General features: G+C 60.7%; 16 protein-coding genes and 2 pseudogenes. 15 read left to right on the forward strand and 3 right to left on the reverse strand.

The annotated features are described in order from the left end of the window. Window positions 1–44 precede the first annotated feature (44 nt). The 8 genes and pseudogenes from cyoA to istA all read left to right on the forward strand — a co-directional run. Window positions 45–941, forward strand: coding sequence for a ubiquinol oxidase subunit II (gene cyoA / locus B0G73_RS35170; RefSeq protein WP_166679197.1), 897 nt, complete (start codon window positions 45–47; stop codon window positions 939–941). Between the two features lie 3 nt (window positions 942–944). Next, the gene (gene cyoB, locus B0G73_RS35175; protein WP_106285681.1) at window positions 945–2,951 is read left to right on the forward strand and encodes a cytochrome o ubiquinol oxidase subunit I; all 2,007 of its coding nucleotides are present in this window, start codon (window positions 945–947) and stop codon (window positions 2,949–2,951) included. 3 nt (window positions 2,952–2,954) lie between these two features. After that, window positions 2,955–3,563, forward strand: coding sequence for a cytochrome o ubiquinol oxidase subunit III (gene cyoC / locus B0G73_RS35180; protein WP_106285682.1), 609 nt, complete (start codon window positions 2,955–2,957; stop codon window positions 3,561–3,563). Beyond that, a complete protein-coding gene (gene cyoD, locus B0G73_RS35185; protein WP_106285683.1) occupies window positions 3,564–3,896 on the forward strand; it encodes a cytochrome o ubiquinol oxidase subunit IV in 333 nt (110 codons plus the stop codon). Between the two features lie 104 nt (window positions 3,897–4,000). Continuing rightward, a pseudogene (locus B0G73_RS35190) lies at window positions 4,001–5,058 on the forward strand (fatty acid desaturase); the annotation flags it as partial. 297 nt (window positions 5,059–5,355) lie between these two features. Continuing rightward, window positions 5,356–6,465, forward strand: coding sequence for an HBL/NHE enterotoxin family protein (locus B0G73_RS35195; protein WP_106285685.1), 1,110 nt, complete (start codon window positions 5,356–5,358; stop codon window positions 6,463–6,465). Between the two features lie 86 nt (window positions 6,466–6,551). Next, on the forward strand, window positions 6,552–7,352 hold the full coding sequence (locus B0G73_RS35200) for a hypothetical protein (RefSeq protein ID WP_106285686.1): 801 nt from the start codon (window positions 6,552–6,554) through the stop codon (window positions 7,350–7,352). Window positions 7,353–7,584: 232 nt separating this feature from the next. Further along, window positions 7,585–8,528: pseudogene (gene istA, locus B0G73_RS35205) on the forward strand (IS21 family transposase); the annotation flags it as partial. 24 nt (window positions 8,529–8,552) lie between these two features. On the opposite strand, the gene B0G73_RS35210 reads toward istA, so the two are convergent. From B0G73_RS35210 to B0G73_RS35220, 3 genes are all read right to left on the reverse strand, one after another. Further along, window positions 8,553–9,065 (reverse strand): ankyrin repeat domain-containing protein, encoded by a 513-nt coding sequence (locus B0G73_RS35210; RefSeq protein ID WP_106285687.1) that lies wholly within the window; start codon window positions 9,063–9,065, stop codon window positions 8,553–8,555. Between the two features lie 76 nt (window positions 9,066–9,141). Then, on the reverse strand, window positions 9,142–9,750 hold the full coding sequence (locus B0G73_RS35215) for a hypothetical protein (protein ID WP_106285688.1): 609 nt from the start codon (window positions 9,748–9,750) through the stop codon (window positions 9,142–9,144). Between the two features lie 34 nt (window positions 9,751–9,784). Next, window positions 9,785–10,204 carry a group II truncated hemoglobin gene (locus tag B0G73_RS35220; protein ID WP_106285689.1) on the reverse strand — a complete coding sequence of 140 codons (420 nt, stop codon included), beginning with the start codon at window positions 10,202–10,204 and terminating at the stop codon, window positions 9,785–9,787. 378 nt (window positions 10,205–10,582) lie between these two features. Between B0G73_RS35220 and nifH the strand changes: the two genes are divergently transcribed. The 7 genes from nifH (at window position 10,583) to nifN (ending at window position 20,429) form a co-directional block, all read left to right on the forward strand. Further along, window positions 10,583–11,464 carry a nitrogenase iron protein gene (nifH, locus tag B0G73_RS35225; protein ID WP_018423167.1) on the forward strand — a complete coding sequence of 294 codons (882 nt, stop codon included), beginning with the start codon at window positions 10,583–10,585 and terminating at the stop codon, window positions 11,462–11,464. Between the two features lie 103 nt (window positions 11,465–11,567). Continuing rightward, window positions 11,568–13,031, forward strand: a complete 1,464-nt coding sequence (gene nifD / locus B0G73_RS35230) for a nitrogenase molybdenum-iron protein alpha chain (RefSeq protein ID WP_106285690.1) — start codon at window positions 11,568–11,570, stop codon at window positions 13,029–13,031. Window positions 13,032–13,105: 74 nt separating this feature from the next. Continuing rightward, window positions 13,106–14,665, forward strand: coding sequence for a nitrogenase molybdenum-iron protein subunit beta (gene nifK, locus B0G73_RS35235; protein WP_106285691.1), 1,560 nt, complete (start codon window positions 13,106–13,108; stop codon window positions 14,663–14,665). A gap of 465 nt (window positions 14,666–15,130) precedes the next feature. Next, complete coding sequence (locus B0G73_RS35245; RefSeq protein ID WP_106285692.1) at window positions 15,131–16,549, forward strand: AAA family ATPase; 1,419 nt, start codon at window positions 15,131–15,133, stop codon at window positions 16,547–16,549. Between the two features lie 318 nt (window positions 16,550–16,867). Then, window positions 16,868–17,029 (forward strand): hypothetical protein, encoded by a 162-nt coding sequence (locus tag B0G73_RS40785; protein WP_018423161.1) that lies wholly within the window; start codon window positions 16,868–16,870, stop codon window positions 17,027–17,029. Between the two features lie 500 nt (window positions 17,030–17,529). After that, complete coding sequence (gene nifE / locus B0G73_RS35250; protein ID WP_106285725.1) at window positions 17,530–18,987, forward strand: nitrogenase iron-molybdenum cofactor biosynthesis protein NifE; 1,458 nt, start codon at window positions 17,530–17,532, stop codon at window positions 18,985–18,987. A gap of 50 nt (window positions 18,988–19,037) precedes the next feature. Beyond that, the gene (nifN, locus tag B0G73_RS35255) at window positions 19,038–20,429 is read left to right on the forward strand and encodes a nitrogenase iron-molybdenum cofactor biosynthesis protein NifN (RefSeq protein ID WP_106285693.1); all 1,392 of its coding nucleotides are present in this window, start codon (window positions 19,038–19,040) and stop codon (window positions 20,427–20,429) included. Window positions 20,430–20,443 lie beyond the last annotated feature (14 nt).

A 20,443-nucleotide genomic window follows, 5' to 3' on the forward strand; every position in this document is an offset into this window, starting at 1 on the left:
AGCCAGCTTCAGGTCAAAAGTGCCACAATCCGGACTTAACCACTATGACAGACAGAAAAGCCTTAAGGAAACGGCCGATAGCCATCGTCACGACATTGAGCGCCTGTCTATCGGGATGTGATCTGACTGTGCTTGATCCAAAAGGGAGCGTCGGCGCGGCCGAGAAGTCGCTGATCGCCACTGCCACGTGGGCGATGCTGATCGTCGTGATCCCGGTGATCCTGCTGACGCTGTTCTTCGCGTGGCGCTACCGTGCGTCGAACCGTCACGCGGTCTATGCACCCAAATGGGCGCACTCGACGGCGATCGAGATCGTCGTCTGGACGATCCCCGCCCTGATCATCCTGTACCTCGGTATCCTGACCTGGCGGACCACATATGAGCTCGACCCGTACCGGCCGCTGCAGTCGAGCGTGAAGCCGATCGACGTCGAGGTGGTCGCGCTCGACTGGAAGTGGCTCTTCATCTACCCGGACCTCGGCATTGCGTCGGTGAACCAGCTCGCCGTGCCAGTCGATACGCCGGTGAATTTCCGGATCACGTCCGATTCGGTGATGAACTCATTCTTCATCCCGCAACTCGGCACCCAGGTGTATGCAATGGTCGGCATGCAGACCCGTCTGCACCTGGTCGCGGATGCACCGGGAAATTTCGAAGGCATGTCCGCCAACTTCAGCGGCAAGGGATTCGCCGACATGAAGTTCCGCACGCTCGCGACGAGCGCCACCGACTTCGACGCATGGGTGCGGAAGGTCAAGGCTTCGCCGGACCGCCTGAGCATGGACGAATACGCCGAAGTCGCGAAGCCGAGCGAGAAGCAGTCGGTACGCTACTTCTCATCGATCGACCAGTACCTGTTCCGCAACATCGTTGCCCGATACAACAACGGCAACGTCACGGCCTTCCGCGACGCCTCCTGTCGCACGCAGACCACGGAGTAAGCCATGTTTGGAAAACTCACGCCCGGCGCGATTCCATTCGATCAGCCGGTCATCATGGGCGCGGCCGCGTTCATGGCGCTCATCGTGCTGGCGGTCATCGTCACGCTCACGAAGCTCGGCCGCTGGAAGTGGCTCTGGACCGAGTGGCTGACAAGCGTCGATCACAAGAAGATCGGCATCATGTACATCATCGTCGCGGTGCTGATGCTCGTGCGCGGTTTTGTCGACGCCATAATGATGCGGCTTCAGCTCGCGATCGCGTTTCATGGCCCCGGTTACCTGCCGCCGCACCACTACGACCAGATATTCACCGCGCACGGTGTCATCATGATCTTCTTCATGGCGATGGCGCTGATGGTCGGCCTCTTCAATCTTGTCGTGCCGCTGCAGATCGGCGCGCGCGACGTCGCCTTCCCGTTCCTGAATTCGCTGAGCTTCTGGATGACAACGATCAGCGCGATCCTGATCAATCTGTCGCTTGTGATCGGCGAGTTCGCGCAGGTCGGCTGGCTCGCGTATCCACCGCTCTCGGAGCTGCAGTTCAGTCCCGGCGTCGGAGTCGACTACTACATCTGGAGTCTGCAGCTCTCCGGCGTCGGTACGCTGATTACCGCGATCAACTTCTTCGTGACGATCGTCAAGCTGCGCGCGCCCGGCATGACGCTGATGAAGATGCCGGTGTTCACGTGGACCGCGCTGTGCTCGAACGTGCTGATCATGGCAACGTTCCCGATCCTAACCGTGACGCTCGCACTGCTCGGCCTCGACCGCTACGCAGGCATGCACTTTTTCACAAACGAGCTCGGCGGCAACGCGATGGTGTACCTGAACCTGATCTGGGCGTGGGGCCACCCGGAGGTGTACATCCTCGTGCTGCCCGCGTTCGGCATCTACTCGGAAGTGATCGCGACCTTCGCGAAGAAACCGTTGTTTGGCTACAGAACGATGGTCTACGCGTCGTGCGCGATCACGGTGCTCGCATTCCTCGTGTGGGCGCACCACTTCTTCACGATGGGTTCCGGCGCGGACGTCAACGCGTTCTTCGGCATTATGACGATGGTCATCGCGATCCCCACGGGCGTGAAAATCTTCAACTGGCTGTTCACGATGTACCGCGGTCGCATCGAGTTCACCGCACCCGTGCTGTGGACGATCGGCTTCATGGTCACGTTCACGATCGGCGGCATGACGGGCGTGATGATGGCGATCCCGGGTGTGGACTTCGTGTTGCACAACAGCCTGTTCCTGATCGCGCACTTTCACAACGCGATCATAGGCGGCGTCGTGTTCGGCTATCTCGCAGGCTTCCATTACTGGTTCCCGAAGGCGTTCGGCTTCAAGCTTAACGAGAAGCTCGGCAAGCGGGCGTTCTGGTGCTGGTTCGTCGGCTTCTACGTGTCGTTCGTGCCGCTCTACGTGCTCGGCTTCATGGGCATGACCCGGCGCCTGAATCACTACGACAACCCGACCTGGCATCCCTGGCTGTTCGTCGCCGCATGCGGCGTGGTGCTGATCGCACTCGGTGTCGTGCACCAGATCGCCCAAGTCGTCGTGAGCGTGATCCATCGCAACGAGCCGGGATACGGCGACCTGACGGGCGACCCATGGAACGGCCGCACGCTCGAATGGGCCACCTCGTCACCGCCCGCTGTCTACAACTTCGCGCGCATACCGGTCGTCGACCAGCTCGACGCGTTCGCGCACATGAAGGAAAGCGGCGCAGCAAATGCCGCACTGGCGCATTACGAGGACATCCACCTACCGTCGAATACCGCGGACGGCTTCCTGATCGGCGCATTCAGCCTCGTGCTCGGCTTCGCCGGCGTCTGGCACATCACGTGGCTCGCCGTGCTGGCCTTCCTCGCGATCGTCGCCGCGCTGATCGCGCGTAGCTTCCGCGACGACCATGGCTACGTGATTCCGGCCTCGCGCGTGCGCGAAATCGAAGCACGACGCGGCAGCGCACCCACCCCGGCCGCCCTTGAACTACCCGAATCCGCGGAGACCTGATCCATGTCGCAATCTGCATCACTCGTCCATCACGGCAGGTCGAGCGCTGAGCACGGCCCAACGCCCACCGTGTTCGGCTTCTGGCTGTACCTGATGACCGACTGCATGCTGTTCGCGTCGCTGTTCGCCGTGTTCGCCGCAATGGCGCACGAGTTCGCGGGTGGCGCGTCAGGACGGGACCTGTTCGACATCCCGGGTGTCGCACTTCAAACCGGCGTGCTGCTGCTGAGCAGCACCACCTACGGCTTCGCGATGCTCGGCGCGCAGCGCCAGGGGCGTGGTGCCGTGATCGGCTGGCTCCTCGTGACGTTCGTGCTTGGCGCGCTGTTCCTCGCGTTAGAGCTGCGCGAGTTCTCGCACCTGGTCGCCGACGGTGCCGGGCCCAGTCGTAGCGCCTTCCTGTCGTCGTTCTTCACGCTGGTTGGCACCCACGGCCTGCACGTAACAGCCGGCCTCGTCTGGATGGCCGTGCTCGCCGTGCATGTCGTCCGCTCGCCTGAACTGTCCGGTCGCGACCTCACGAGTCTGACATGCCTGAGCCTCTTCTGGCACTTCCTCGACATCGTGTGGATCTGCGTGTTTTCGTTTGTCTATCTCGGGAGCATGCTCTAAATGGTCCATTCACACTCGACGTCCACGACCGCCTCGCGTGGTGACGTCGCCGGTTATATCACCGGTTTCGTGCTTGCCGTGGCGCTGACGGCTGGCTCATTCTCGATCGTCACGCAACGGTTGCTGCCGTCCGGCTCCGCGATTATGGCGCTCGCGTTGCTGGCGTTCGTGCAGATCATCGTGCATCTGGTGACGTTCCTGCATCTCGACCTGTCGCGCGGCCAGCGCTGGAACGGGCTGGCGTTATGCTACACCGCGCTCGCCGCGCTGTTCCTGATCTTCGGCACGATCTGGGTAATGCACAATGTCAGCATGAACATGATGTCGCGCTGACTCGCCACCATCGCGAAACGGTCTGGTCACATCATCGCGGACACGGCATGTAGCCGTTGGCCGCGTGCGTGGTGTTGTGCTGCACCGCTCTACCGGTCTTCTTCATGAACAGTCCGAATCACCCCGTTCCCGCCAATGACCATTGCCCCATCGCAAGGTCATCCGCTCGTGGCTGACACCGTTCGCCGAACGCCGCACCGCCTACGCGCTTCTGCTGCTCGTATTCGACTACGTTTTGCTATTGTGTGCGCTCGCCGCGAGCGTGTTCGCGCACGGGTTCGTGCTGAAGACCGTATTCGGATGCATGGCGGGCTTCGTCATCGGACGGCTCTTCGTCATCGGTCACGACGCATGTCATGAGAGCCTGACCCGGCACCGCACGCTCAACCGCTGGCTGGGCCGGATCGCCTTCCTGCCGTCGCTCACGCCGTACAGCCTGTGGCAAGTGGGTCACAACGTGGTGCATCACGGCTACACGAACCTGAAAGGCGTCGATTTTGTGTGGGCACCGCTGACGATCCAGGAATATCGCGCCTTGAGTGGGCCACGGCGCGCACTGGAACGTATCTATCGCAGCGGCTGGACGCCCGGTCTCCACTACATGATCGAAATTTGGTGGACGAAGATGTTTTTCCCGTCGCGGGCCGCAATGCCGACGCGGCGCCCCGTGTTTTTCCGTGACTGCACGCTGGTATCGGTGTTCGCACTGCTGTGGATCGGCGCGCTCGCGTGGATCGCTCGCGCGACGCAGCGGGGGGTGTTCCCGTCAATCGCATGCGGGTTCGGGGTGCCGTTCCTGTTCTGGTTCGCGATGGTGGGTTTCGTCGTGTACGCGCACCACACGCATCCGCAAATCCGCTGGTACGACGATCGCGTGAAATGGGGGCGTTCGGATCCGTTCGTATCCACGACGGTGCACTTGACCTTTCGCTGGCGTTTTGGCGCGCTGTTTCATCACATCATGGAGCACACCGCGCATCACGTCGACATGAGTCTGCCTCTATACGGGCTCGTCGGTGCTCAGCGAACCCTCGAAGCGATGCTTCCGGAACGGATCGTCGTGCAGCGATTTTCGTGGCATTGGTACTTCGACACCGCACGAGGCTGCAAACTATACGATTTTTCGACTGATCAGTGGACCGACTTCGCTGGTCGCGCGACGCACGTCCCTCTTAGTAATTGAATCGGTCGTAAGAAAAATGTCACACCGTACGGCAAAATTCGCCCTATTAGCCTTCTGGCTTTGCAGGGAATCAGTGCAAGCCGTAACGCATAAAAAAAAGCCTGCAGGCCAGCACTACCATAAGCCGGGAAGACGATTAATACGAACACTGCGGTTCGCTCGGGGGCCTTCATCTAATCCCGCAACTCGGGGTTCCGTGCTTTCGCTCGGCGTTCGTTACGTGCGGCCACTTCAGGTCGCGTTCAATGCAATTTGAATTCAATCACGAGGGTAAAAATGCCGGATATCAGCGGAAATGCGACAGCAATTGGCGAGGCAAACACTCAGCAAATGTGTGCTGCCCTGACCGTTCAAACCTATGTAAATAGCGTTCTCGAACAGCCCCAGGTGGATTTTTCTGGCATCGACGGTCTGTCGCAATACGAGACACAAATCAACGACGGGCTCACCACCGCGAAAGACCATGCGATCTATTATCTGGACACGCTGCAGCCCAGCCTGATCGAAAACATGGCAAACATCGACAACTACTACCAGCTCAACAAAGCACTACCGGCGACCCTGCCGGCAGGCTCGACTGTTGCTGAGTGGACAGTCGCCCTCACGGCGGTGCAGCAGGAGTCGGTGAAATACCAAGGCGCCGCGAACCAGATTGTCACCAACCTCCAGACGCTTGGCGCGAATCTAACGACGGACTCAGCGGACTTCACAACCACCGTTACCAATATGAATAGTGCGGTTGGCGGAGCAGACGGGATTCTCGCCATCATCATAGGGGAACTCAGCAAAGCTCAGGCAGAAATCGACGGCGCAATCGCCGGAATCGTTCTGAGCGGGCTGACTGTCGTAGGCGGCGTATTTGTCATCTGCGTAGGGGCGAGCGCTGAGTTTGTCACCGCTGGCGCGTCTACCGGTGCAGGCGTCGGCGGCGTTGGCATTGTCTTGGCGGGAGTCCTCGGTGAAGCCGGCGCGGCAGCCGGGCTCGTCGCAGCGAATAAGGCGAAGGCGTCGCTGCTCACCGAACAAGCGGACCTGAAGGAAGAGGTAAAGCTCGCTACGGCGATTAGTGGCGGCTACACATCACTTTCCACGCAGGTCAATGGTGCCATTACTGCAGCATCGGCGATGGCAAACGCGTGGGAAAGCATCACATCTGATCTGGGCGACATCATCGCCGATTTGAACAAGGGGATTTCGAGTGCGGACGAGATCCGCACCCTGTTCATAAACGCGGCAAACGGCGAAATCGGGACGCTCCTGGCGGACATCCAGACGGTCAAGGGCCAAATGGCTGGCGTAACCGTGCAATCGGCCGCCGCGCATCAGACCGTAAGCGATCTCATCGCGAAGGTCGCCAATCTGCCCGCCTCAGCAGGAGTGGCGTAACGCGATCCGCTAGCCCGTGCGGCCTCCGTCGGGATTGATTCCAACGGAGGCGGCCCCGTCATACCACAACGAAGGAAAGAGACAACATGGGTCCTTTTTCACAGACTTTGGCCGCCCTGAACAGTAGTGTCTCCAAATTGCGGTCCATCCAAGGATTGCCCGGCGACGGGGTGCCAATTCAGAACTCCGTCTGCAATTCTCTTATCGGCATTCTGAAGGACGCCGCTCCTTTTCAGACGGCCCTGCTCGGCTATACCGGTTCGGCAATCACCGCGCTGAATGGTGCGCTCGCTGACCTTAAAAAAGGTGCAAGTCCGGGCTCGATAGCCAAAACTGTCTCGGGCGTCGCTGCCACCATCAGTACGTACCAACGAAGCGCGACATCACTACTGACCCAATCGAACGCTGCCGCGGCTCTCATGTCGTCGTCGTTTACGCAGCTAGCCCACGTCGAAGGCTCTATCCAGAGTCAGATGACGACTTTGCAGGCACAGGAAGGCGCGGCACGGGGCCAATTGGCTGCCGCACAAAAGCGTTACTACTATCTCCTTGCACTGGGGCCATTCGGTCTACCGGGCCTTACGGCTGCGCTTGGTCTTTATCTCAAATGGAAAAGCGATGCTGCGGCGATTCAGAATCGCATCAACTCGCTATCGAGTCAGATCGGCGTGCTGCAGGGTTTGGTCACGGCGTGCAAGACATTGGCCACCGCCGAGGCCTCCAGCCTTAGCGACCTGACAAATCTGAAGACCGCGATCGATGACACTGCCGCAGACTTCACCGTGATTATTAACGATCTCAATCAGGACCCGTCTCCCTCCGTCGTTGAGCTTCGTTTAACCACTTGTATCGCTATGCTCGGCGTTCTACAGGCCGACGCTTCCTGATAGTTCGAAGCTTTCGCGCTGCTCAATCGGTGGCGGAAGCCACCGATGAGTGGTAACCAGCGTGCCATACTGAACGCATCTCAAGACGTGCCACCGGGGCTTGGGGTGAACATACCGTGTTTACGCCGACCGAAAATTCGGCCACGTGTAGGGATCGCGCCGACTGAAAATTGAGCCGGGCAATCAACCTATCCTGCTAGTTTTTCTGGCAGGGTGTTTGGGGATGATCCCGATGACGATGATTGGCAAGGTGCGGCGGATGTTCCGCCGCCAGAACAAGTCGGTACGCGAGATAGCACGTCTCACAAGCCTGTCGCGCAACACGATTAGTAAATATCTGAACATGGATGTTCAGGAGGAGCCGAAGTATCAGCGGCGCTCCCAGCCGACCCGGTTGACGCCGTTTCATGAGGCGCTGGTGCAGGCGCTCAGTGTCGACGCGCGGCGGTCGAAGAAGGAGCGGCGCACCGCCTGGATGCTGTTTCAGGAGATCAAGGCGGGCGGCTACGACGGCTGTTACTCGCGGGTGACCGATTTCATCCGGGGCTGGCAGCAAGGCGAAGGCAAGGCGGTTTCGAAGTCGGCGTTTGTGCCGTTGCGATTCGAGCTGGGCGAGGCATTCCAGTTTGACTGGTCCGAGGAAGGACTGGTTGTCGGCGGCATTTACCGCAAGCTGCCGGTGTCGCACATGAAGCTATGTGCGTCGCGGGCGTTCTGGCTGGTTGCCTATCCGAGCCAGGGGCACGAGATCGAGATGCTGTTCGATGCCCATACGCGCTCGTTCGCGGCCTTCGGCGGGGTGGACCGCTGGGGCATCTACGACACTATGGAAACGGCCGTAGACAAGGTTCACAAAGGCAAGGGTCGCACAGCAAATCCGCGTTTCGCAGTGATGTGCTCGCACTACCTGTTCGATCCGGACTTCTGCAACGTCGCCAGTGGCTGGGAGAAAGGCGTCGTCGAGAAGAACGTGCAGGACAGCCGTCTGCGCATCTGGATTGAGGCGCGTGCGCAACGCTTCGGCAGTTTCGCTGATCTGAATGCATGGCTGGCGAACCGGTGCCGGTCGTTGTGGGATCAGGTGCAGCATCCGGACTATCGTACCTGAGCGTCGCCGACGTGTTCGAGCAGGAGCGCGTCCATCTGATGCCGATGCCGACACTGTTTGACGGTTACTGTAAGACTCGCTAACAAAGCCTGTCATCCGAAAGCAAGCAGCAGTTGCAGCCCGAGGTCGGCTGCCATGTCGAGTGCGCTGCGGCCATCCGGTGCGCACAGTTCTGCGTTCGCCCCATGCGCAAGCAGCATCTGCAGGACGTCGAGGCGAGCGCTCGCGGCTGCCTGCATCAGGCATGTGATGTCGTCGTCGTTCACATGGTCGATTGGCGCGCCGGCGTCGATCAGTTGCAGGATGGTCGCGGGGCCGCCGTGCAGGCACGCGAACCAGAGCGCATGGTTGCCGTCGTCATCGAGCGCGTCGACGCGTGTGCCGAGTGCGAGCAACGCTTCGACCACCGCGTCCTCGCCATGCTGCGCGGCGCGCATCAACGGCGTTTCGCCGTTCACGCAGCGCGAATGCGGAGCAGGGAAGCCGTGGTACGTCAGCCAGGTGGAAAGTGCGGCGGGCACGATCGTTTCGAGTTGTGCATCGGCGTTCTGGACAACGCGCGAGGCTAGGCGTTCGCGGACGACGAAAGCAGTGTCGGTATGCATGATTATGGTCGCCTTCGGGTGCAAGGGAACATCGGTTGGCGCAGCCGCACGGGCGGCAGCCGTTGGGATCCGCGCTTCAGACGGGCCGGTTCTCGTTGGGGTTGCGCACCGGCCCCATCAATTCAAGTCCTTCGCTGTAGGTGATCGTGTCGAAGGTCACCTCGAATTTGATGGCCGCGTCCGCTACCGCATCCACTTTGCCGCCTGAGTCCTTCTTCTTCAATTCATTCTTTTCGAGGTACAGCAGTTCGAGCATCTCGTTGTAGACGGTGGACTCGAGAATCGGCAGCACATAGAACATCGCGCCCTTGTATGGCACCTGATATCGCTTGCTCAGGTCGATGTTGTCGCAAAAAAGAAAGTACTTGCCACTCGCCGAGAGCGTGTCGCTGAGCACCTCGGCCACGTCCTTCAGATGCTCGAAGCTCAGCAGATACCCGGCGAAGAAAGGCAAGTGCTTATGGCCGATCGTCGCGCATGCCATCACCTGATCGCAGGTCAGCTCCGGCGGCCGCGCTTCGTCGGCGAGCTTCGGGGCAAAGCGCAGCGCGAGTTCGCCGCGGAAGCCGACCCGGCCGAACTTGTTCGTCAGCCCCTTGAGTACCGGGTTGAGCAGACGGCCTTCATGTTCGAGACGGGCGAACGCGGTGTCGTCGATCTCCTTGTGGGCGAGCGTTTCGGTCATCACAGATCCTTGGGTTGAACAGTTGAAGAGGGATTCACGTCTGCGTGTTGCGCATCCGGTCGGCGATTTTGAAAAAAGCCTGCATCAGTTCGTCGCGCAGCGCCGGATCGACACCTGTCTCGTCGAACGCGGCGCGCATGCAAGCTAGCCACGCATCCCGTTCGGCGGTGCCGATCGCGAATGCGGCATGACGCGTGCGCAGCCGTGGTTGGCCATGCTGTGCCGAGTATCGCTTGTCGGCACCGAGCCATTCGCACAGATACAGCACCAGCACGGCCTTCGTCGAAGACAGGTCCGGGTGATGCATCGCGCGAATGCGCTGCGCGTCGGCCCGCGTATCCATGTGCCGATAGAACGCGTCGACCAGGCGGTTGACGTCGGTCTCGCCGCCTAGACGGTCGAAGTGCGTCTCGCGCGGCACGGGTCGCGAAGGTTGGGTGGCTGGTGTGTCCATGGTGCCATCAACGCAATAACCGAACCAGGCGGCAACCCGGCGATTGTCCGGCTGCACGCAGGCCAATGCGACAGAAATCGCACGACAAACGCGCCGAATGGTTTCATTGGCGACGAAGTTCGCGTGGTTTGTCGCGAAATCGACAAGACACAGGAGGAGTCCGCAAAAGTCCCGAACCAACCGCCGCAGCGCGGCGGGGCGGACGCGACGCAGTACCGCTGGTGACGTGGCACAGAAGCTGCATTTGGAGTCCAGCGCGGACACAGGTCCGGCCGATGCGTGACTCGATATAAGAAGACCCATACAGGCACGACAGGCTGACATGGTCGCGGTTACGCAACCCTGGTTTCAACCCTTCTTCCTGAATGGAGAAATGCAATGTCTAAACTTCGGCAAATCGCGTTCTATGGCAAAGGCGGCATCGGCAAGTCGACCACCTCGCAGAACACCCTGGCAGCCCTGACTGAACTCGGGCAGAAGATCCTGATCGTCGGCTGCGATCCCAAGGCGGACTCTACCCGCCTGATCCTGCATGCAAAGGCGCAGGACACCATCCTGTCGCTAGCGGCCGAAGCCGGCTCGGTGGAGGACCTCGAACTCGAGGACGTGATGAAGATCGGTTACCGCAACATCCGTTGCGTGGAGTCCGGCGGCCCGGAACCGGGCGTCGGCTGCGCGGGCCGTGGCGTCATCACGTCGATCAACTTCCTCGAAGAAAACGGCGCCTATGACGGCGTGGACTACGTGTCGTACGACGTGCTCGGCGACGTGGTGTGCGGCGGTTTCGCAATGCCGATTCGTGAGAACAAGGCGCAGGAAATCTACATTGTGATGTCCGGCGAAATGATGGCCATGTATGCGGCCAACAACATTTCAAAGGGCATTCTGAAGTACGCGAACAGCGGCGGTGTGCGGATCGGCGGGCTCGTGTGTAACGAGCGTCAGACCGACAAGGAACTCGAACTCGCCGAAGCGCTGGCGAAGATGCTCGGCTCGAAGCTGATCCACTTCGTGCCGCGCGATAACATCGTGCAGCACGCCGAGCTGCGCCGCATGACGGTGATCGAGTTCGCGCCCGAATCCAAACAGGCGGAAGAGTATCGGCAGCTCGCCACCAAGGTGCACAACAACGCGGGCAACGGCACGATCCCGACGCCGATCACGATGGATCAACTGGAAGACCTGTTAATGGAGCACGGAATCATGACGTCCATCGATGAATCGCAAGTAGGCAAGCCTGCAGCGGAACTGACCGCCTAAGCGAGCGCCGCTGCGCGCGGCACGGTGTTCTTCTTCACGCGATGAACCGGGCCGTGCCGGCTACCCGCTGCCAGGCTTGATACCCACCCTATGGAGCATTCCCATGAGCGTCACAGTTGAAGAGCGCAAGGCCGCGAACAAGGCCTTGATCGATGAAGTGCTGACGGCCTATCCGGAGAAAATGGCCAAACGGCGCGCCAAGCATCTGGGCACCTTCGAGGACGGCAAGCCCGACTGTGGCGTGAAATCAAACATCAAGTCATTGCCGGGCGTGATGACGATTCGCGGTTGCGCGTACGCCGGCTCGAAGGGCGTGGTCTGGGGGCCCATCAAGGACATGATCCACATCAGTCATGGTCCGGTCGGTTGCGGCCAGTACTCGTGGGGCGCGCGTCGCAACTACTACATCGGCACTACCGGTATCGACACCTTCGTGACGATGCAGTTCACGTCGGACTTCCAGGAAAAGGACATCGTCTTCGGCGGCGACAAGAAGCTCGACAAGGTCATAGACGAGATTCAGGAACTGTTTCCGCTGAACAAGGGCATCTCGATCCAGAGTGAATGCCCGATCGGCCTGATCGGCGACGACATCGAGGCCGTCTCGAAGAAGAAGAGTGCCCAGTATGAAGGGCACACCATTTTGCCGGTGCGCTGCGAAGGCTTTCGCGGCGTCAGCCAGTCGTTGGGCCACCATCTGGCTAACGATGCGATTCGAGACTGGATATTCGACAAGGCCGATCCGGACAAGCGGCCCGAATTTGTTTCGACGCCTTATGATGTTGCGATCATCGGCGATTACAACATCGGCGGCGATGCCTGGTCGAGCCGGATTCTGCTCGAAGAGATCGGCCTGCGCGTGATCGCGCAATGGTCGGGCGACGGCTCGATCGCCGAGCTCGAGAATACGCCCAAGGCCAAGCTCAATTTGCTGCATTGCTACCGCTCGATGAACTATATCAGCCGGCACATGGAAGAGAAGTACTTCATTCCGTGGACGGAATACAACTTCTTCGGCCCGTCGATGATCGAGAAGAGCCTGCGCGAGATCGCCAGCCACTTCGACGACACCATCAAAGCCAACGCGGAGACGGTGATCGCCAAGTATCGTCCACTGGTCGATGCGGTGAACGCGAAGTTCAGAGCGCGCCTGCAGGATAAGACCGTGATGCTGTTCGTTGGCGGCCTGCGTCCGCGCCACGTGATCGGCGCCTACGAAGACCTCGGCATGAACGTGGTCGGCACCGGCTACGAATTCGGCCACAACGACGACTATCAGCGCACCACGCACTACGTGAAGGACGGCACACTGATTTACGACGACGTGACCGGCTACGAGTTTGAGAGGTTCGTCGAACAGGTCCAGCCCGATCTGGTCGGTTCCGGCATCAAGGAAAAGTACGTGTTCCAGAAGATGGGCGTGCCGTTTCGCCAGATGCACAGCTGGGACTATTCCGGTCCATATCACGGCTACGACGGCTACGCCATTTTCGCGCGCGACATGGACATGGCCATTTCCAGCCCGGTGTGGGGGCTCGCCAAGGCGCCCTGGAAGAAAAACCCCTAAGCGCCGGCCACCGTACCGGTCACCGGACTGATCACCGGCCAGCAGGCCATTGAATTGAATGTCAGGAGCATCCCGTGCCCCAATCCGCAGACCACATTCTCGATCAGGAACTCCTGTTCCGTGAGCCCGAATACCAGAAAATCTTCCGCGCGAAAAAGGAAAACTTCGAGTTCAACCATTCAGACGGGCAGGTCAAGCAGATCGTCGAGTGGACCAAGAGCGAAGACTACCGGCAAAAGAACTTTGCACGCGACTCGCTCACCATCAACCCGGCCAAGGCCTGCCAGCCGCTCGGCGCTGTGTACGTGGCCATCGGCTTTCACAGGACGCTCAGTTTTGTGCATGGCTCGCAGGGCTGTGTAGCGTTTTACCGCTCGCACTTCTCGCGTCACTTCAAGGAGCCGACCTCGTGTGTCAGCTCGTCGATGACCGAGGACGCGGCGGTGTTCGGCGGCATGAACAACATGATCGACGGCCTTGCAAATGCGTACAACCTGTACAAGCCCGACATGATCGCGGTCTCCACGACCTGCATGGCGGAAGTGATCGGCGACGACCTCGACGCGCTCATCAAGAACAGCAAGCAGAAGGGCAGCGTGCCGGAAGACTACGACGTGCCGTTCGCGCACACGCCGGCCTTCGTCGGCAGCCACGTGACCGGCTACGACAACGCGCTCCTCGGCATCCTCAGGCACTTCTGGGACGGGAAGGCCGGCACAGCGACGCCGCTTGAGCGTGTGCCCGACGACAGCGTCAACTTCATCGGCGGCTTCGACGGCTATGTGGTCGGCAACATGAAGGAAATTCGCCGCATCTTCGATCTGTTCGGCGTGACGGTGAACATCATCTGCGACCCATCCGAAACGTGGAATACGCCGACCGACGGCGAGTTCCGGATGTACGAAGGCGGCACGACCAAGGAGGTAGTCGAGCGCGCGTTGAACGCGAAGGCGACCTTCGTGTTCCAGGAATACTGCTGCGAAAAGACCAGCAAGTTCATTGGCGAGCATGGCCAGGAAGTGGTGGTGCTGAACTCGCCGGTTGGCGTCGCGGGCACCGATCAGTTCCTGATGGAAATCTCGCGCGTGACCGGCAAGCCGATTCCGGCGCAACTGGAGAAGGAGCGAGGCCAGCTCGTCGATGCGATGGCCGACAGCCAGGCTCACCTGCACGGCAAGCGCTTTGCACTCTACGGCGACCCGGACCAGATGCTGGGCTACACGCAGTTCCTGCTGGAACTCGGCGCCGAGCCGGCTCACGTGCTGGCGACCAACGGCAACGAAACCTGGGCTGCGAAGGTGCAGGCGCTGTTCGACGCGTCGCCCTACGGCGCCGGCTGCAAGATGTATCCGAAACGCGATCTGTGGCACATGCGTTCACTGCTGTTTACCGAGCCGGTGGATTTCCTGATCGGCAACACCTACGGCAAATATCTCGAGCGGGATACCAAAACGCCGCTGATACGCATGGTGTTCCCGATCTTCGATCGCCACCATTACCATCGCTTCCCGACCTGGGGCTATGAAGGTGCGTTGCGGGTGCTGGTCACGCTGCTGGACGAGTTCTTCGAAGCGCTCGACGCCAACACGATCGACGTGGCGAAGACCGACTACAGCTACGACATCATTCGCTGACGAGGAGAGCGCGGCCATGGCAGACACAGCAGATGCATCGGGCGCGGCAGATGCAGTTCTGGTCAAGATGACGCAGGGCGGCCGTAACGTCGAGGTCATCAACGGCTAGGTTTGCCTGGCCGGTGTGGGCGAGGCCGACCACCTCGTCCCGCTGCTCGAACACCCGAACCGGCAGGTGATCGCCCAGGTGCTGCCGGGAGGCTGCGCATGTGGGCGCCGGTTGCCGTTGACGCACGAGGAGATTGCGATTGCACAGGGTGCGATGTCGGCGGCTCGACGCGAGCCCGGCGGGCATCGCGCCGCGGTTACCTCGTGCGGTGTGGGCGAAGATTGCGGCGGAGGGTGTCGAGTAGCGGGGCACCGCTGAAAACGAAATTGCTGCGCTGTGTGTAGCTAGCTGTAGCGACTCGTTGTTGCGCGTTCGCACCGGTACTTGGCGCCGCCATCTAATCAAAGAGTCCGTTCATGAACCAGTTCACCGATATTGATCACAAGAACCTTGACCCGGTAAGGCAGCAATTTGCATGGGAAGCGCTAGCTGCGCATTTTGATGATCGGTCCCCGGAAGATCTCACCTCCTCGCAGCGGCAGTTTCCCCATCACACGCGCCCCGAGCTTCAACAGACGCTGTCCCGCCTGCTGACGCCGTTCGCTCCGCGCCTTCTCGGCCTCAATCAGGTTCATGAGCGGTTTCCGTTGACAATTTCCTCGCTGTTTGTGCAGAGTACCGGCCCGATGTCTACCACGGTGTCCCTTGCTCCTGTGAAATACCGGAATGTCGATGTCGGAGAAGAAACACCGGTCGCGGTACTTGACAACGGCTTGTGGCTGATCACCGATGGCGAGCTGAGAGCCGCTGTGCTGTTCGAGCAGCACATGGAAGGAATGAACACGTCTATCGCGAGCGTGGAGATTGTCAGTCTGCCCAACGCGCGCGGGCTGGCCTTCGGCAGCGAGGTGTATGCGGGGCTGGAGCAGGCAATTCGCGAGTCCCGTCTGTACCGAGGCAAGGTTCTTTCCCTCGAGGTAACCGAGGATTATTCAGGCCAGCCCCGCAGCATCGTCGTGCACCGTCTGCCTGCCGTGGAGCGTCAGGACGTCATCCTGTCACCGCAAACGATGGAGCTGCTGGATCGCAATATTTTTGAATTCGCACGCACCAGAGAGGGATTAAAGATATTACGCCAGTCGTTGCAAAAGGGTGTCCTGCTGTACGGGCCGCCCGGAACGGGCAAAACCCATACGATCAAGTACCTCGCCAGCAATCTGCCAGCGCATACCACCCTTCTGATCAGCGCCAATCAAGTGGGGCAACTCGACAACTATATGCTGCTGGCCCGGTTGCTACAGCCAAGCATGGTGGTCATCGAGGACGTCGATCTCATCGGGAGACATCGCACCGAGATGCGCAGCCCCAAGGAAGAGAGTCTGCTCAACCGCTTGCTCAACGAAATGGACGGACTTCACCAGGACGCCGAGATCCTGTTCGCGCTTACCACCAACCGGCCGGAGGAAATCGAGGAGGCGCTCGCGGCCCGTCCAGGCCGGGTTGATCAGGCCATTGAAATACCGGCACCTGATGCGGATTGCCGGGCGCGCCTGCTCCGGCTCTACGGTTCGAGGATGAGCATCCCGACAGGCGTCGCAGCGCTTGCAGTGGAGCGGACTGAAGGCGTCGGCGCTGCATTCATCAAGGAACTGGTGCGCCGGTTGGCCCAGCAAAGTATTGCGCGTAAGGCCCAGGGCGAAGTGAGCATGGAGGATGCTGAAAACGCGTTGCAGGACATGCTGGTGCGCAGCGGATACCTGAGTCAGGCGCTCCTTGGCGGCGCACCCGCACGGGAAAAACCGCAAGTACGAATCGTGGGTGACCAGTGCTTCTGAGCGTTGCAGGGAGCGAGGGGTCCGGTCCGGAAGAATGATCGGAAGGGGCCGGCGGCCCATATGCCGCCTCTGACTCACCATTTCATCTGCTGGCTACCTGAGTGCCCGTCGAGCATTCTCACTGATTGTGGATCCTGGCCGATGTTATCGAGCCGTTCTCAATTAACGTGACCCCGTTCTCACTTAATGTGGACCTGGACGCGCCGATATTCTCAGCCAATGTAATCCCGAAAAGGCGCTGTTATCGGGCCTTGGAGATTTATGTTATCGAGCCGCTACAGCTCGCCTGCGTGACGAACCTCAGCGAGGGAGCGGGGCATGATTTATGTAGTCGAGCAGTCTGACTCAGTGCCGCTGCGTGCGTGGTTCGCCTACGACGACTTTGAGCGCGAGGTGGCGGCGTCCGACCCGTTGAGCCTCGCGGAGATCAATGACGAGGTAACGCCGCGCGAACTGCTCGCGCTGGTCGACGACGACTGAGCCGCCCAGCGGGGCAGGCGGCGCGAATGGCGCATACACACTGGAAGATCGTTCGGGATATGGGCGCAGGCGCGCTCGGTGCATTGCTCGAACGCGTACCGGCCGAGATCAGGCCTGAGCGCTTCGAGCGCTTGCTGGAAGTCTGTCTCTGCGACTTTGCGGCGTATCCCGGTCATGGTAGACGGACTACGCGAAAGCTCCACGGATGCGCCGCGCGCTGACTGCTTACCTGGCGGTTCGCGAACCCTTGAGGCCGGATGCGTTGCTGGAGGCGCGCGCGAATGCGATCGCACGGGTCCTGCTCAATAGGGAACGGCAAGGCAGGCAGTGAACGTGTGTTGTCATTTTCTGTGTCGCGAACCGTCTGTCGCAAACCGTTCAAACTCGCCATGACGATGCGCGCGAGCGACTGCTTCAGCGCCAATTGGCACGTTTTCAAGGCGTTTCCCGGTGGTATGGAACTTGCCACTAGAGAAACGTCCATCCATCAGGAGCACGTCATGTCTGCTTCGCTCAATGCCCAAATCGCCGAAGTTTTCGACGAGCCGGGTTGCGACAAGAACCAAGGTAAGAGCGAGAAGGAACGCAAAAGGGGCTGCACGAAGCAGCTTTCGCCGGGTTCGGCCGCAGGCGGGTGCGCGTTCGACGGCGCGAAGATCGCTTTGCAGCCGGTGGTGGACGTCGCACACCTCGTGCACGGGCCGATTGCCTGCGAAGGTAACTCCTGGGACAACCGGCACGCCGCTTCGTCCGGTTCGCAACTCTATCGCACCGGCTTCACCACCGATATCAACGAACTCGACGTGGTGTACGGCGGCGAGAAGCGCCTGTTCAGGAGCGTGCGCGAAATCATCGAGAAATACGATCCGCCCGCAGTGTTCGTCTACCAGACCTGCGTCACTGCGCTGATCGGCGACGACATCGAGGCAGTCTGCAAGCGCGCCACCGAACAATTTGGCAAGCCGGTGATTCCGGTCATTTCCCCCGGTTTCGCCGGGCCGAAGAATCTGGGCAACAAGCTTGGCGGCGAGGCGATCCTCAACCATGTGATCGGCACGCGCGAGCCCGAGTACACGACGCCGTACGACATCAACGTGATTGGCGAATACAACCTGTCGGGCGAACTCTGGCAGACCAAGCCGCTGCTCGACGCGCTAGGCATCCGTATCCTCTCGTGCATCTCCGGCGACGGGCGCTACAACGAGATAGCAAGTTCGCATCGCGCCAAGGTCAACATGATGGTCTGCTCGAAGTCGATGATCAACATCGCGACAAAGATGCAGCGGCGCTACGGCATCCCTTACTTCGAGGGCTCGTTCTATGGGATCGGCGATATGAGCGACACGCTGCGCCATATCGCCAGCCTGCTCGTGCAGCAGGGCGCGCCGGACGATCTGCTCGAGCGGACCGAGCGCCTGATCGCCGCCGAGGAAGCGCGCGCGTGGGAGCGCATCGCGCACTACAAGGCGCGCCTTACCGGCAAGCGGGTGTTGCTCATCACCGGTGGCGTGAAGTCTTGGTCGGTGGTTTCCGCGCTGCAGGAAGCAGGGCTTGAAATCGTCGGGACCAGCGTCAAGAAGAGCACTAAGGAAGACAAGGACAAGATCAGGGAGATCATGCGCGACGACGCCCACATGATCGACGGCATGACTCCGCGGGAGATGTACGCGATGCTCAGGGACGCGCGGGCCGACATCATGCTGTCGGGTGGCCGCTCACAGTTCGTCGCACTGAAGGCCCGCATACCGTGGCTCGACATCAATCAGGAACGCCACCACCCTTATGGCGGCTACGAGGGGATCGTCGAGCTGGTGCATGAGATCGACCGCGCGATCTACAACCCGGTGTGGCAACAGGTGCGGATCCCTGCTCCGTGGGGCGACGACGGGGGAGCGCTCGGTGTGATCCAGGCGCAAGCCGCACGCCCGCTGTCGAGCGCCGCGGGGTGGGGGCGATGAGCCTCGAACCCGGTGTACCGAACTGACGCCCCCGAACTCGAGAACATGCCATGGCCGATGTCGTCGAATCTATGAAAGCCTGTGCGGTCAATCCGCTCAAGATGAGCCAGCCGCTGGGCGCGAGCCTCGCGTTCCTTGGGCTCGATGCCTGCATGCCCGTGATGCACGGCTCGCAGGGCTGCACGTCGTTCGGCCTCGTGCTGCTGGTGCGCCATTTCAGGGAGGCGATCCCGCTGCAGACGACAGCCATGGACGAAGTCACCGCGGTGCTCGGCGGCTACGAGAACATCGAGGCCGCGCTGCTCAACATCCGCAAGCGCGCTGCGCCGAAGGTCATCGCGATCTGTTCAACAGGTCTCACCGAGACCGAGGGCGACGACGTGGACGGCTATCTCGTTACCGTGCGCAAGCGCAAGCCCGAACTCAACGACACTGAGATCGTCTATGTGTCGACCCCCGACTATGTCGGCGCATTCGAAGACGGCTACCGGCATGCGATTACCGGCATCGTCAACGCGCTGGTCAAGGCGTTGCCAACGGTGGCCAATCAGGTGACGTTGCTGCCCGGCAGCCATCTGTCGCCTGGCGATATCGACGAACTGCGCGAGGTCATCGAAGCGTTCGGCTTCGATGTCATCGTGCTGCCCGACATTTCCGGCTCGCTCGACGGCCATATCGCGCCGGACTGGCGCGGCACCACACTGGGCGGTACCACGCTCGCGGAGATCCGGGCCGCGGGTGCATCGGCATTTACGATCGGCGTGGGCGAGCAGACGCGCGACGGCGCCGAGGCATTGCATGCTATCGCCGGCACATCGTTCGAAGTGTTCGGGCGGCTCACCGGACTGGAACCCAACGATCGTCTGCTGCAATTGCTCGCGCAGCGCTCCGGACGACCCGTTCCCGCGAAATACCGGCGTCAGCGCAGCCAATTGCTCGATGCAATGCTAGACGGCCATTTCTACACCGGAGGCATCAAGGTCGCGATCGGCGCAGAGCCCGATCTGCTGTTCGCGGTCGGCAGCATGCTGCACGAGATGGGCGCGCAGTTGCGCTGCTGCATCAGCACGACGCGATCGCCCGCGCACGCGTTGCTGCCCGCTGATCAGGTCGTGATCGGCGATCTCGAAGACATGGAGCGCGCTGCGGCGGACTGCGACCTGCTGATCACCCATTCGCACGGCAGGCAGATGGCCGAGCACCTGCAAAAGCCGCTCTTCCGGATCGGTTTTCCGGTCTTCGACCGGGTTGGAAACGCACATCGACGCTACGTCGGCTACCGCGGCACGATGAACCTGATCTTTGAGATCGCCAACCTGATGATCGAGCAGATTCCGCATCACGATCCGGGCGACTGGCCGCTGCCGCAGGCCGCTATCGATCTGGCCGCGCGCGATCCGGCGCGCGAAGCGAACATTCCTGTCGTCGCGGCCGGTGCTTGACCCACCTAAAGGAG

Origin of the sequence: Paraburkholderia sp. BL25I1N1, assembly GCF_003002025.1 — a bacterium.
Lineage (GTDB): Bacteria > Pseudomonadota > Gammaproteobacteria > Burkholderiales > Burkholderiaceae > Paraburkholderia.